11 protein-coding genes are annotated in these 13661 nt (G+C 62.9%); 6 read left to right on the top strand and 5 right to left on the bottom strand.

Annotated features, from left to right (window positions below; all coding sequences use genetic code 11):
* Positions 1–18: 18 nt before the first annotated feature.
* Genes CN933_RS02540 through CN933_RS02525 form a run of 4 tightly spaced genes read right to left on the bottom strand, consistent with a single transcriptional unit; the run spans position 19 to position 6313 of the window.
* Positions 19–1203 carry a gluzincin family metallopeptidase gene (locus tag CN933_RS02540; protein WP_018095376.1) on the bottom strand — a complete coding sequence of 395 codons (1185 nt, stop codon included), beginning with the start codon at positions 1201–1203 and terminating at the stop codon, positions 19–21.
* Between the two features lie 32 nt (positions 1204–1235).
* Complete coding sequence (locus CN933_RS02535; RefSeq protein WP_018095377.1) at positions 1236–2018, bottom strand: TfuA-like protein; 783 nt, start codon at positions 2016–2018, stop codon at positions 1236–1238.
* Positions 2019–2025: 7 nt separating this feature from the next.
* Positions 2026–3255 carry a YcaO-like family protein gene (locus CN933_RS02530; RefSeq protein ID WP_080636484.1) on the bottom strand — a complete coding sequence of 410 codons (1230 nt, stop codon included), beginning with the start codon at positions 3253–3255 and terminating at the stop codon, positions 2026–2028.
* Positions 3239–6313: an ATP-binding protein gene (locus CN933_RS02525; RefSeq protein ID WP_018095379.1), complete on the bottom strand. Its 3075-nt coding sequence runs from the start codon at positions 6311–6313 to the stop codon at positions 3239–3241. Before CN933_RS02525 ends, CN933_RS02530 begins: the two co-directional genes overlap by 17 nt.
* Before the next feature lie 388 nt (positions 6314–6701).
* Here CN933_RS02525 and suhR point away from each other — a divergent pair, with 388 nt between their 5' ends.
* On the top strand, positions 6702–8597 hold the full coding sequence (gene suhR, locus CN933_RS02520; protein ID WP_018095380.1) for an RpoH suppressor SuhR: 1896 nt from the start codon (positions 6702–6704) through the stop codon (positions 8595–8597).
* A gap of 110 nt (positions 8598–8707) precedes the next feature.
* Positions 8708–9340: a LysE family translocator gene (locus CN933_RS02515; protein ID WP_018095381.1), complete on the top strand. Its 633-nt coding sequence runs from the start codon at positions 8708–8710 to the stop codon at positions 9338–9340.
* 12 nt (positions 9341–9352) lie between these two features.
* Here CN933_RS02515 and CN933_RS02510 read toward each other — a convergent pair whose 3' ends face one another.
* Entirely contained in the window at positions 9353–10480 is a 1128-nt protein-coding gene (locus CN933_RS02510; protein WP_018095382.1) for an ATP-dependent DNA helicase, read from the bottom strand.
* A gap of 247 nt (positions 10481–10727) precedes the next feature.
* Here CN933_RS02510 and CN933_RS02505 point away from each other — a divergent pair, with 247 nt between their 5' ends.
* From CN933_RS02505 to CN933_RS02490, 4 genes are all read left to right on the top strand, one after another.
* Entirely contained in the window at positions 10728–11816 is a 1089-nt protein-coding gene (locus CN933_RS02505) for an AbrB family protein (RefSeq protein ID WP_018095383.1), read from the top strand.
* Positions 11817–11930: 114 nt separating this feature from the next.
* On the top strand, positions 11931–12305 hold the full coding sequence (locus CN933_RS02500; RefSeq protein ID WP_018095384.1) for a COG4315 family predicted lipoprotein: 375 nt from the start codon (positions 11931–11933) through the stop codon (positions 12303–12305).
* The gene (locus CN933_RS02495) at positions 12289–12843 is read left to right on the top strand and encodes an RNA polymerase sigma factor (RefSeq protein ID WP_018095385.1); all 555 of its coding nucleotides are present in this window, start codon (positions 12289–12291) and stop codon (positions 12841–12843) included. Before CN933_RS02500 ends, CN933_RS02495 begins: the two co-directional genes overlap by 17 nt.
* The gene (locus CN933_RS02490) at positions 12840–13646 is read left to right on the top strand and encodes an anti-sigma factor family protein (RefSeq protein ID WP_018095386.1); all 807 of its coding nucleotides are present in this window, start codon (positions 12840–12842) and stop codon (positions 13644–13646) included. Before CN933_RS02495 ends, CN933_RS02490 begins: the two co-directional genes overlap by 4 nt.
* Positions 13647–13661: the final 15 nt, after the last annotated feature.

Below are 13661 nucleotides of genomic sequence, written 5' to 3'. Positions count from 1 at the left end.
CCTCTCCTTTTCTGTCCCCTATCTCGAGCTGATGATTTCACGCCATGCAAAATTCGCCTCCAGAACTCCGGCGGCCGTTCCATCGGCAGCCGCGACGACAGCGGCCGCGGCCTGATCCAGCCGCAAGGTGTCCGGATTGACCGACCGCAGCGAGGCTGCAAGCGCCTGTCCAACCGCGTCGCGGGCCGAGCGCAGCGCAAGTCCGAAGATCATCGGCTTGATCCGGAAAGCCTCTGCCGTTGCCTGACGGAACCGGTCGAAATCATCCTGCTCCAGATGCCGGAGGTCGATATCGAGCAGCCGTATGTCGGCACAGTCGCGTGCCACAAGCTCGCGATGATAGAGCTCGACGATCGAGTCGAAAATTGCGCCCACGAAAGGCAGTGCGCGGTCATGCACCTCGCGCGTGACCTCTGACATGCGGCGAAAATTCGTGGCGAGACGGATCTGGGTTTCCGGACTCGTCTCGGCGAAGCGGTTGAGCTCGTTATAGAGCAGGAGGTTCCCTTTCGTCCGCCTGAGCAGCCTGTCGATCGCGGAATCGAAGTGCAGGAACGAGATCAGCGACACAAGGTCTGAAAAGGCCTCGGAAAAGGAGAAGAAGTCGTCTCCGCGCGACATAGCCGTCGGTATGCCGGTTTCCGAAAGGAGGATGAGATGTCCGGTCTCGTGAGCGATGGTGTCGAAATTGAGCGCATAGGGCCGCCTTATTCCGTCGATGTCGGAACAGCCAAGCTCCAGGAAGCCGTAGCCTGCCTGGGCATTGTCCCAATTCACGAAGGCAACGATCTCCAGCCGCGGAAAGGTCTGATCGAAGAACCAGCGGACCGGTCTGCCCAGATAGCTCTGCCAGATGTTGAGAACGAAGTGCACACAGGCATAGGCATGCACAGGCAGGAACGCCCGGGAGTCGGGAGACAGGTTGTCGAAATGGCGATCCGGACCCGGTCCCACCGGCGCGCGAGCGGCGCCGTGAAACGGCGGCAGCCGGTCGAAGCCGTAGGGTTCCTTGTCGTCGAGCGGATCGACGACATACATCGTCGCGTCGCTCGGCCCTTCGGCGATCTCATCCCTCGGTATGGGCAGCCAGACGCGGTCCGGTTTTTCATAGCCCGGAATGAAGGGTGGCTGAGGGAAAATCCAGAACCGCGTGCCCAGACGGGAATCGCCGGACTCGAGGGCTTCGTCTCGAAGCAGACGCATCGCACACTGCCCCCCGGATGAAAATGCCTAAATTATGGTTTCAATTTATAGGTGTTCACCAAATTCGAGTCAATGCCGCCTGCTTCCAGGTCGCGGAGGAAGGTGTTCGTCGCGATCCATTCGCCATCTTGCTGCGGGCCGCGATGCTGCTCCAGAAGGCTTGGTGCTTGCTGTAGTGCAAGGATCGCGTCGTGCCTCTTCTGTCCGATCATCTGCTCCCGCAGTTCCTTGCTTCTCTCCTGAGCACAGCCCGCGGCCTGCAAGACCGCGGAAAGCGAGCGCTCCCGGAAGTTCAAGTTTCGCGCAAACGTTGTAAGGCGGTCGCGTTCCGAACGGCTGACGACACCCAGGCGCCACCACGCGGAGAAGGTTCGCTGCAGGTCGACAAGTGCATCCGTCAAAGGCGGAAAGCCGAGTTCCCGCGGGCCCGAATGTACCGCGACCGCATCGTCGGGCGCAGGGTTGGAAAGTGGACCAAGTCCGAAGCGTCGATACCACCTGTAGACGAGACCGACCCCGATCATGCCGAAAGCGTCAAGCTCCGCGGCTCTGAGCGCGCCCATGCTGGCGGCGCCGATAACGACGATCCCTTGCGCCATCGCCCAGAGAATTTCCTTGTGCCGGACAGCCGGTCTGTCTTCGAACTGCCCGTCGATCAGAATCATGGCCCGCGGTCGAAAGGCATGTGCCGCAAGCAGGACATCCCCCTGGGCGGCCGGCTGCAGATAAATCGCGTCGAGGATTTTTTCCGCCTCGGCAAGACGCAGCGTCGGACCGAGAAACACCAGGATCGGATTGTCGCCTCGGCCAGCCATCGCACACTCATCGCAGGACGAAAAAGGGAGAGGCGCCGGGAAGAACCGTTCGCACGCAATGAACGCCCGCCTGCTCGTCGGCACCCACGGGAATGGCCAGCACAGGTCCAAGACCGGCTTCGACCACCCGGTCTATCAATGTACCGGGATCCGGAGTCGCCGCGGGCGTCGGCTCTGCCGGCTTGGCCGCCAAATCGGCGAGGACGAGCTCGCGGGCCTTCGCCACCGCGCCATCGGTGCTCCTGCGGTAATGTTCCCTCGTCTGGTCGTCACGGGCGCCGGAGATCGCCCCTGCCCTTGCCGAGAGCGCCTCCAGCATTGCGCGGGCCGCCGCCATTTCGATGCTGGGCCCGGCGGCGTAGCCTTCCGTCGGCAACGCAAGGATGGGTTCCCCGAGCCCGGCCTCGACCGCCTGACACCAGACGACGGCAACAGCCGCCGGCGACGGAGCGAGCCACAGTGCAAACGATATCCCGCGAGCGCCCGCGAGCGATCGGATATGATCCACCCCGTCACCGAGTCCGTGGGGCGCAATGCGCCACCGGTCGAAGAAGCCGTGCGTTGCGAATGCGCGTGCGATGGCGTCCCGTTCAAGGCATTCCCATAATCCGTGCAGGAAAGCGCCATGGGGGCTCGTATGGCAGGCAAGCCCTGTGGTCGTCCGCAGAAAGACGCCGTCATGGGCCGGCTGCGGTTCGCTGTAGCACGTATGCACAAGTTCCAGCGGCACCGGGTGCGCAGAGCCGCCGACGACATCGATACCGTCGATCCAGGCAATTGTCCTTTGCCGCCATTTCCCGCGCCACCGCGGAACCACGAGGTTGTCAAAAAGGTCGTCGGCAACGTCGAGTTGGTCGGCCGTCGCCAGAAAGGTCCGTTCCGCCGGAATGGTCTCGGCGAAATAACGCTCGAGCGATTCCATCAGCGCGCCGACTGCCGCCTCCGCCCTCGACAGGCCCCGCCCGAGGGACGTGACCTCTGAAAGCGCGGCGGGGCGGACAGCCTGCATCACCGGCAGGCCGATGCGGTCGAGCCCCGTCAGATCGCCGAGGCGGGTGATGCGCGCGCGGCGGCAGAGTGGCGGCAGGGCAGCGAGACAGCGCTCCAGGCTCCCCTCGACCAGATCATCCGAAAAGGGCGCCTTCCGCGCGGACACGAACGAGGCATAGAGATCAGCGAGGGGGCCGCGTGCGCCCTCGTTCGACTTCGCACCATTTCGTTCAGCGCCCAATGGCAATGCCGAGCTCCCGCATCGAATGCCTCGCTCGCCTGATGAGCGCCGTCGCCCCTTGGCTTTCCGCGATTTCAACGGCGCACCGCAGGTCTGTGGCGACGGCATCCTTACGCTCGCCTGCCCGCGCCCGGAGAATGGCGCGGCATCGGTGCAACTCCGCCAGCCAATAGGCATGGCCGGTTTCCTCCCCCCTGCCGATCGCTTCGTTAACGACGTCGATCGCCGGCTCGATCTTGCCGGCGAGACCCAGCAAGGTAGCGTGCATGCAGAGATAGATTGGCAGATCCGCCACCGTCCCAAGTTCGCGCAGAAGCGCCAGGCCATTTTGAAAGGTGGCATGGCCACTCGCAAGGCTCGTGCGGTGCGCCTCGGCCCACCCGCTGAAGAGAATCGACAGGCCGGACAGGGACTGCATTTTGTGCCGCTTTGCGAAATCCGCCATTCGTGCCGAAACCTCGACGAGCCTTTCGAAATCGTCCCGGTAAAAAGCAGACACCGCTTCGGTATCCAGGGAGTGTGCCTTGCTGTGCGCATGCGCTATCCGGTCCGTGAAAGCGATCATTCTCGATAGCGCCGCGTCCGAGGCTTTCGTGCGCCCCGTGAGCCATAGGGAGAGCGCGAGTTGGCCGAGGCCACAAACCTTCGCATCATGCCCGCCGAATTCCGTTCGGCTCTCTTTGGCGCGCTTCTCGTCATAGAGCGCCAGGCCGGCCTTGATCGCCTCCTGCGTTTCCCGATGCCGGCCGAGATTGAAATCGATCGCCCAAATGCAGTGGTTGACCTGGAGCTGGATTTCCGGTTCGTTGGCCTTTGACAGCATCGACCGCACCTCCAGGGCTCGGTCGTGCATCACCCGAAAATCGGATCCGGTGAACCACCACCCCCAATAGATCGGAAACCACTTCGACTGTTCCGACAAGGGGCGACGGCGGGCAATTTCCACGCCCTCCTCGTATAACCGCCGTGCCGGCGGCGAGTTAAGTCCCACTAGACCGGCCACGACCGGGCCGAGGGCAGTAAACGCCGAAAGCTTCAGAGGTTCGGCTGTGTCGCTCTCGCTCAATTGGCCGCAAAGAGCCAGGGCATGTTCCAGAAATTGCCTCGCCTCTATCATTGCGGACCGGCTCGAACTCTCCTTCCCCGCGGCGATAAACAAGGGGACGGCCTCTTCGACAAGCCCCGCCCTTTCCGCATGCTCGGCAAGCGCGCCGGTATCGATCCAGGCCGCCATGCCACGATTTTGGTTGACCGCTGTGAAGAGCCGCCGATGCAGCACCTGCCGCTGCTTGCGCAGCACGGCATTGTAGATCGTCTCCTGGATCAGCGTATGCCGGAAGCCGTAGGCGGTGCGCCCCGGCACCCTTATCCGCGTCAGGAATCCCGTCTCGCAGAGAGTATCGGCTGCGTTCGCAAGCGCGCTCTTGCCGAAATCGGGTAACAGAGCCCGAAGCAGCGGCAACGTCACCTGCGTGCCGGCGACTGCCGCCGCGCGCGCGACCTCCCTGGCCGTGCCGAGCTGCTGCAGGCGGGATTCCAATATCGACTCGAACGCCGACACATGCGACGGGTTGGCGCTCTCCGACAGGCGCATCGTGTCGGGCTCGACATTTTGGGACACCCATTGACAGATCTCCTCGATGAAGAGCGGAACGCCACCGGATATCCGTTCGGTCGCGTCGAAGAGATCGGGAAGCAGCGCCAGGCGGTGCTCCGGCCATTTTGCCTTTATCGCCAGCCTGGTTTCATCCGAATCGAGTGGCCGCAACGCAAGCCGCGTCGGGTTGGCGGCGTCGAGCCATTCCGAAGCATAGGAAGGACGCGACGTCGTAACGAGCAAGACGGGGAATTTTGCAATGATCCTCGCAGCTTCGCCAAGCAGGTCACGCGATGTCGGATCGATCCAGTGGACGTCCTCGACAGCCACCACCACCGGCCCGCGTCGGCACACGGCTTCCAATGCACGGAGCATGGCGCGATGAGCCTTCTCGCGGATCGCCTTCGGATCTTCGTTCGACTGCAGACGGCTGCCCTGCGCCCCGAGCAGGTAGGAGAAGACATCGACGACCTCCGCGTCCCTGATACCGTTGCGTTCGAACAGCGCCGCCACCGCGGCGGTCGTCGGACCCATCTGCCCTCCACTCCCCGACGCCGCCTCGGGGAGATTGTTCAAGAGGGGATGAAGTGTCGAGCGGAAACCGCCGGGCAGGCACTGGAAGAAGAGAAGCTTGGAACGCTTGGCGCGCGTCCGCCTGCGAATTTCCCTGAGAAGACGCGATTTGCCGATGCCGGCGTCCCCTTGGATCAGGACCACGGAGCCTTGTCCCGCAAGAACGCCATCCCAAAGTTGCCCGATAGTATGCAGTTCGTTCTCACGGTTGATAAGCGGCCCGCCCATCCGTCCGAAAGCATAGAAGCGGTCCACTCCCAATTTATGACCGAGCGCGCGCCACACCTTCTCAGGCGCCGCAAAGCCCTTGAGCTCCTTGCTGCCCTGAAACACGAAGGCATGGGATCTGCCGGCAAGGTGACGTGTCTCCTCGCAGACCAGAACGCTGTTCGGGGCCGTGATGGCCTGCAGCCGGGCAGCCATGGCAAGCGCCGCGCCTGTGACCGGTTCCCGAGTCCAGCCTTCGCGGGATCCTTCGCGAACGAGGGCTACCGACGTGGCGATGCCCACGCGGACCTGCAGATCGTCCTGCCCCGCCTCGCGGCCGACGCGCTTGCAGGCCTCTACGATCCCGAGCCCAGCGCGGATTGCGAGCGAGGCGGCGTCCTTCGCCTCGAGTTCGATCGGGAAGAGCGCAACACCGCCGTCGCCGGCCTCGTGCTGCATCACGCCGGAATGCGATGCGATCGCTTGTTTGGAAGCAAGCTGAAAGGCGGACATCAGTTCCTGATAGTCCTCGATATCCATCACGTGCATCAGATCGGTCGACCCGACCAGATCATAGCAAAGCGCCGTGACGATACGCCGCTCGCCGCCACGCACGGAAGAGCCGCCCGGGCGCTTCCCACGCTCGGCTGCTCCTCGTGGTGTGTTGGTCCGGCTCTCGCGCAGCATGCACCACTCCCGCATTCGCCTGCCAGGTCCGCTCAGATACGCGGCGCTGCCTGAGGGCGACCTGTCTGTCTCGCATTTTTCCGACGTGATCCCGACCTGAGTGCGGAAAATATCACCCCTGACTGCACGCGGTGTCGGGACCGACTCGGGGAAGGCTGATTGCCCGTTGGGGCAATGTCAATCGGCGGGCAGTTGCAAAACGTGCAGCCGGGCAACCTTTCCCCTTCGATGAGCGTTAAGACGCGCCTTCTTGTGCTGCAACCCACGCCGTAACCGCAGGCGCTACTGGATTGCCGCACGGTTTGAGCGCAACCTTGAAAGAAAGGCGGCGCAGGCACCCGGCGCCTGGAGGATGATTTTTCGTCAGATCTGCATCAGGAGACGATCGATGGCACGCACTCCCGCGAAATACTGCGATCTCGTCATGAAGGGCGGCATCACCAGCGGTATCGTCTACCCGAATGCCGCTCTGGCGCTTGCGCGGGACTACCGGTTCAAGAATATCGGCGGCACGTCGGCCGGGGCGATCGCAGCTGCGGCTTGTGCGGCGGCCGCGGTCGGAGATCGGCGGAAGCAGATGAAGGCGGCGATCGCTCAACCAGAGGAGCACGTCGGTTTCGAAGGCCTTGCGAAGGCATCGTCGAACCTCGCCTCTCCCGGCTTCATCAACGGCCTCCTCCAGCCTGCGGCCGGCGCAGGTCAGGCATTCCGTTTGCTCGTCATACTCGCCGGCAACGCCGGCGTTCTTCGCAAAGGCCTTGCGCTTCTTGGAAGCGCCGTGCTCATCGCACCCGTCGAAACGCTGCTTCTGCTCGCGGCCCTCACGGGTCTTGCCTATGCTGTCGGGGGGCAAACCGGCATGATGGCGGCGGCTCTACCGGCTGCGGTCTGCGCCTATCTGGGAGGGGCGGTGTTCTCGGTATTGCGCATCGCTCGTGTCCTGCGCCGCAATCTGATGGGCCTCTGTACCGGCACGGCACCGGATCAGCCCGCCCGCCCAGGAAAGATGGTCTTGACCGATTGGCTCCACGAAACCCTGCAGGCACTGTCCGGCAAGGCTTCGGACCAGCCCCTCACCTTCGGCGATCTTTGGACGGCGGAGCGCTACCCCGGCGAACCGGGCTCCGACCGGGCCGTCACCCTGAAGATGATCACGACCGGCATATCGCACCAGGAACCGCGCAGCCTGCCGTTCGAAAGCGCGCTTTTCTGGTTCCGGCGCACGGAGTTCGATGCGCTTTTTCCCAAGGTCGTCGTCGACTGGATGGTAGAGAAGGCTGGGGAGCCGGTCACCGTGGCGGGTGAGGATTACTATCTGCTACCGCATGGCGCCGACATGCCGGTGCTCGTCGCAACGCGCATGAGCCTCAGCTTCCCCCTCCTGATCAGCGCCGTGCCGCTGCATGAGCCGGCCCGCCGCGAAAGCCCGTCGGACGGAGAAAACGAAGCTGAAGATACGACTTCGGACGAGGACGAACAGAAGACCGTATTGGACAGCACGGAAGCGCTGACCACCGGCGGCAAGAAGCGCAGGGCCAGGCCCGCCGCGTTCCGGATCTGCTGGTTCTCGGACGGCGGCATCAGCAGCAACTTCCCGATTCACCTCTTCGACCGGGCGCTGCCCCGATGGCCCACCTTCGCCATCAATCTCGTTTATCCGGGAACCTCCGATACCGGCTCGCGGCCGGAGGTCTTTCTGCCGGAGAACAACCGGCAAGGGTGGCAGCGGCACTATCAGCCGATTGCACGCAAGTCGGCAGTCCACGAACTCTGCGCCTTCGTCTTCGCGATCGTCGCGACCATGCAGAACTGGCGCGACCTCCTCCAGTCGCGCGCGCCCGGGCATCGCGAACGCATCGTCCATGTCTCGTTGAGCCCACAGGAAGGTGGCCTGAACCTCGCCATGTCGAAAGAGGTCCTCGCGACCGTCTCGAAAAAAGGCACGGCCGCCGGCGAGGCATTCGCCCGGTTCTCCTTCGAGAACCATTACTGGATCCGCTGGCGCAATCTCGCCTCGGCACTCCAGCGCTACACGATCGATATTGCCGCGAGCGACGCCTATCAACCGAGGATTCCGGATTACGAAACCGCCTATGCATTCGCTCGCGATCCCGCGTCGACGCCACCCTCCTATCGGTTTGGAAGCAAGGCGGAGCGTGAATTGGCGGCGCAGCTTCTTCAGGAGCTTATCAACGAGGGACAGAAATGGAGCGATGAAGGGCCTGACTTGACGAAGACCGCCCCGAGGCCGCTGCCACAATTGCAGATCGCACCGACTTACTAGCTGGCACGAGCGGTCAACGCCAGCAACCCCTCCCTGCAGCTCTTCATTGTAGACGCGGATTCACTTTCGCTATAGTAGTCGGACTGTCGGCAGCCGCAAGAGGAACAAACATGCCATCGGCGGGATCGCTAATTACCTTCTTCATCACCACCGCTTTGTTCGCTTTTATTCCGGGGCCGGCTATGCTCTATGCCGCGGCCCAGACCATGGCGCGCGGTCGATGGTCCGGGCTGATGGCCACCCTCGGCATTCACATCGGCGGCTATGTGCACGTCGCTGCCGCCGCCGGCGGGCTGTCTATTCTTTTCCATGCCGTGCCTACACTTTATCTGGCGGTCAAATTGACCGGCGCCGCCTATCTGATTTGGCTCGGCATTTCTCTCTTCTGCCGGAAAGCTCAGGAACATGCTCCTCTACCTGAGGCGGATCCGAAATCGGGCCGTCGCGCATTTGCCGAGAGCGTCGTCGTGGAAGTTCTGAACCCAAAGACCGCATTATTTTTCATTGCGTTTCTGCCGCAGTTCGTAGATGCCTCCGCCGCGCTTCCGGTATGGGCTCAGTTCCTCATCCTCGGAACGGTCGTAAACCTGGTATTCTCGTCAGCGGACGTCCTCTGCGTCGTACTTGCAAGCGCCGTCGTATCGAGATTGAAGCGTTCGGGCCGAGCGCAACACCTTTTTCAACGCATCGGCGGCGCAACCCTTATCGGACTGGGAGCCCATCTCGCGATTCAGAAGGGTTGATGGGCCAGAGTCCTACCGCACTATCGTCAACCGCTCGGCGGCGCGTGTGATCGCCGTGTAAAGCCAGCGTTCGCGCGTATCGCGGAAAGCCCAGCTCTCGTCGAAAAGCACGACGTTGTTCCATTGCGAGCCCTGGGCCTTGTGCACCGTCAGCGCGTAGCCGTAATCGAACTCGTCGTAACGCTTGCGCGTGGACCAGGGGATTTCGCCCTCGACGTCCTCGAAAGCCGCCTTCAGGAGCTTGATCTTGGCAGCGCCGCGATCCATGTCGTCGTCTTCCGGGCGGATCATCAGGTTGATCCCCGGCTTGACCGTCTCCTTTGACGAGCTCATCACCTGCCAGAGCGAACCGTTGAGCAGCCCCTTGGCCGGATCGTTGCGAAGGCACACGAGCTTGTCGCCGGACTGCGGATATTCGCTGGTAAAGCCCTTCAGTTCGCGAAGCCGCTGGTTGTAGCGCCGCCGTGTCCTGTTGGTCCCGACCAATACCTGATCGGCTTCCAGCACCATGGGCTGTGTCACCTGCCCCTTGGAGATGACCTGGGCGGTGCCGTAGTCGCCGTGCATGATCTCCTTGCCCTCGCGCACCTGCATGGCGAGCTGGATGATAGGGTTGTCCCTAGCCTGGCGATGGATATCCGTCAGGAGAAAATCCGGTTCGTGATTGGTGAAGTAGCCGCCGCCGGAAACCGGCGGCAATTGTCCGGGATCGCCGAGAACGAGGATCGGCGTGCCGAAACTCATCAGATCCTTGCCGAGCGCCTCGTCTACCATCGAGCATTCGTCGACGATGATCAGCGCCGCTTTCGCGACCGGGCTCTGGCGGTTGATCGCGAACATCGGCGCAATCGAGGTCTTGCCGGTCTCCTCGTCCTCCACTTCCTCCTCGCCGCGCGGTCGGTAGATCAGCGAGTGGATCGTCTTGGCGTTCGTGGCCCCCTTGGAGCGCAGCACCTGCGCAGCCTTGCCGGTGAAGGCGGCGAACACCACCTCGCCATCGACATTTTCTGCAAAATGGCGGGCGAGCGTCGTCTTGCCGGTGCCGGCATAGCCGAACAGCCGGAAGAGCTGAGATCGGCCTCCCTTCAACCATTGCGAAACGGCCTTCAGGGCCTCATCCTGTTGCGGAGCGAACTGCATGACCTTGAGTGTCAGGATTCGGCCGCCCGGCGCAAGTGCGGATTTGGCCGGCCAGCCGACGAAGCTCGTGCGGTGCTGCTGCGCGAGGCCATCACGTCAGCAATCCACGACTTTGTGGCCGACTTCCGGCAAAACGGCTGTGGCACAGTTTTTTGCACTGCACCTTGAACTGGGGCGGCCGATCCTGCTACCAACGGTGCGCTGCATACAGTGTGCAGCAAGCCGCGCCGCCCGCCGGAGAATGACCTTGAAGCCGGAACAGCCCTCAACCCCGACGCTGCCCAGGAACGGCGGACTGGGACGTCTGTCCGCCGTTTGGCAGTGGTGCCTGCTGGCCCTGCTCTCCGCCGTCTTCGCCGGCCTCCTCGAAATGATCGGAATTCCTGCGGGGCTGCTGATGGGGCCGATGATCGCCGGTGCGCTCGTCGGCATGAATGGCGGAACGATCCGGCTGCCGCGACAGCTCTTCTTTTGCGTTCAGGTCGTGCTGGCGATGATGATCGCCGCTTCGATGAGTCCCGATCTTCTCGTGACCTTTTCCGGCAATTGGCTCCTCTTTCTCGCCATCATTCTTTCGGTGATCGGCGTCAGCACGCTCTGCGGCTGGACGATCACCCGGATGGGCATCCTGCCGGGCACGACCGCGATCTGGGGCTCGTCGGCGGGCGCTGCCTCGACCATGCTGCTGATGGCCGATGCCTATGGCGCGGACGCCCGGCTCGTCGCCTTCATGCAATATCTGCGCGTCGTCTTCGTTGCCAGCACGGCGACCATCGTGTCCCATCTCTGGGTGAGCGGCGTCGAAGCCGAAACGGCACCTCACTGGTTTGCCCCGATTGCCGGTCTGCCTTTCATCATGACGCTCGCCGTCGGAATCGCGGGCGGCTTCCTTGGCAAGATACTGCGTGTGCCGGCCGGCGCCTTCCTCGTGCCCTTTGCAATCGGTTCGGCCCTCAACATTACCGGAACGCTTACGATCGAACTGCCGCAATGGCTGCTGGCGCTCTCTTTCGCGATGCTCGGATGGAATATCGGCCTCGGCTTCACGCGGGCAATTCTGGCGCATGCGCGGCGCGCTCTGATGCCGACGATCGTCTCCATCCTGGTGCTGATTGCCTTTTCCGGCTTTCTCGCTCTGTTGCTCGTCAAGGTCGCCGGCACCGATCCGCTGACCGCCTATCTCGCGACCAGTCCCGGCGGGCTCGATTCGATCGCCGTCATCGCTGCCTCGAGTGACGTCGACCTGCCATTCGTCATGGCCTTGCAGACGGCCCGTCTGCTCATCATCACGATGATCGGCCCCGCCCTCGCCCGCTTCGTCGCCGACCGCGCATAAAACCAGCGCCGCAATCGTTACTTGCGCAGGGAATAAATCCGTAGCGTTCCGTGTCTTATCCTCGAACCCGCCCGAGCGCGGTTCTCGTCGAAGACATCTAAGGAAGGAACGCCCATGAGAACGCTTGCGTTGACCATCGCCATCTCACTTGGCACGGCCGCCGCCGCCTTTGCCGCTCCGCCCGTGAAAACGGTCGAGTCGGAGAAAGGGCCGGTGCTCGCCGCCGAAAACGGCATGACGCTCTACACTTTCAAAAACGACAAGAAGGGCGTCTCTGCCTGCTATGATGCCTGCGCTACGAATTGGCCGCCCTTCATGGTGGAAGGCGACGCAACGGCCGAGGGTGCCTTTTCGGTCGTGGAGCGAAAGGACGGCAGCAAACAATGGGCGAAGGACGGCATGCCCCTTTATTTCTGGGTGAAGGACAAGAAAATGGGTGACGTCACCGGCGACGGCGTGAAGGGCGTATGGGATGCCGCACGGCCGTGATGGCTTGAATAAACGCGCGGGGGAGGAAATCTCCTCCGCCGACCCGTTCGAGGAGGACGTCCTGGCGCTGATTCCGGCGCTCAGGCGTTACTCGCGCAGCCTCGCGCGTTCCGATACGGATGGCGAAGATCTGCTGCAGGACTGCGTCGAAAAAGTGCTTACGAGACGCGCGCAATGGCGAGGCGTGAACCTTCGCGCCTGGGTCTTCACGATCATGACCAATCTTTATCGCAACGGCCGACGCCGCCGCGCTCAGCACCCGGAAGTGGAGCTTGACGAGACGCTCGGCCTTCGCGCGGAGGAAAACAATGCGGATCCTCTGGAGCGGCAGCGTCTGCTGCGCGCACTCGAGCGGCTCTCCGCGGACAATCGCGCCGTTCTGATGCTCGTCGTCATCGAGGGATACCGCTACCAGGATGTGGCAGACATGATGGAAATTCCGGTCGGGACCGTGATGTCCCGCCTTTCGCGAGCCCGCCGCCAGCTCGCCGAAGCGATGAAGGACGATAACGTGATCGCCCTGCGGAGACCCAAATGAGCGCCGACTTCGAAACCGTCTCCGATGACGATCTTCACGCCTATGTGGATGGCCACTTGGCGCAACCGGAGCGCGAGCGCATCGAAGCCTGGCTGGAAAAGCAGCCGGCAAAGGCCGAAGAGGTCCGTCAATGGCAGGCGCAGGCGACGGCGCTGAAGCAGCATTTCGCCTCTTATGCCCGCAGCGGCGAGGAAGATCGCTCGCTTATATCGGCCCGCCGAAAATCACGGAGTACCGGATGGGCATCGGCGGTGCCGACGCTGCGACGTCTCGCCGCCGGGCTTCTGATTTTTGCCGCCGGCGCGCTCGCCGGAGCCTATGGGCCCGACCTCGTGGCTCCGCCGCCCGAGTCCGCCGATGCCTCCGAGGCGCTCCCTCGGCAGGCACAATCGGCATTTCTGATCTATGCCAGCGAAGTCCGCCACCCGGTGGAGGTCGGCGCCAGCGAGCGGGAGCATCTCGCCACATGGCTCGGCAAACGCCTCGATTATGGGCTGAAAATTCCCGATCTGTCCTCGCTTGGATTCTCGCTCGTCGGCGGGCGCCTCGTGCCGGTCAACGATACGGCAGGCGCAATGCTGATGTATGAAGACGTGACGGGGGAACGGCTAACGGTCCTTCTCGGCCGCAACCGGGAAAACCGCGAAACGAGTTTCCGCATATCCAGCCAGGGGAATGTCGAGACCTTCTACTGGATAGACGGCGAAATCGGCTACGCCGTGACGGGCGAGGTGCCGCGCGCTTTGCTGCAGAAGGTTGCCGACGAATGTTATCGCCAGTTCGAGGCTTCGGAGAGCTCCTGAACGGCCGTCGGACAA

It is taken from the genome of Sinorhizobium sp. M4_45 (genome assembly GCF_002885915.1).
GTDB lineage: Bacteria > Pseudomonadota > Alphaproteobacteria > Rhizobiales > Rhizobiaceae > Sinorhizobium > Sinorhizobium meliloti_A.
The sequence above is the reverse complement of the archived record's forward strand: the minus strand, read 5'-3'. Positions and strand labels throughout refer to the sequence as shown.

Bases quoted from the DNA above. Each gene is read 5' to 3' on its own strand.
- CN933_RS02540 (WP_018095376.1), bottom strand. From the start codon at position 1,203: ATGCGTCTGCTTCGAGACGAAGCCCTCGAGTCCGGCGATTCCCGTCTG.
- CN933_RS02535 (WP_018095377.1), bottom strand. From the start codon at position 2,018: ATGGCTGGCCGAGGCGACAATCCGATCCTGGTGTTTCTCGGTCCGACG.
- CN933_RS02525 (WP_018095379.1), bottom strand. From the start codon at position 6,313: ATGCTGCGCGAGAGCCGGACCAACACACCACGAGGAGCAGCCGAGCGT.
- suhR (WP_018095380.1), top strand. From the start codon at position 6,702: ATGGCACGCACTCCCGCGAAATACTGCGATCTCGTCATGAAGGGCGGC.
- CN933_RS02515 (WP_018095381.1), top strand. From the start codon at position 8,708: ATGCCATCGGCGGGATCGCTAATTACCTTCTTCATCACCACCGCTTTG.
- CN933_RS02510 (WP_018095382.1), bottom strand. From the start codon at position 10,480: ATGCAGTTCGCTCCGCAACAGGATGAGGCCCTGAAGGCCGTTTCGCAA.
- CN933_RS02500 (WP_018095384.1), top strand. From the start codon at position 11,931: ATGAGAACGCTTGCGTTGACCATCGCCATCTCACTTGGCACGGCCGCC.
- CN933_RS02495 (WP_018095385.1), top strand. From the start codon at position 12,289: ATGCCGCACGGCCGTGATGGCTTGAATAAACGCGCGGGGGAGGAAATC.
- CN933_RS02490 (WP_018095386.1), top strand. From the start codon at position 12,840: ATGAGCGCCGACTTCGAAACCGTCTCCGATGACGATCTTCACGCCTAT.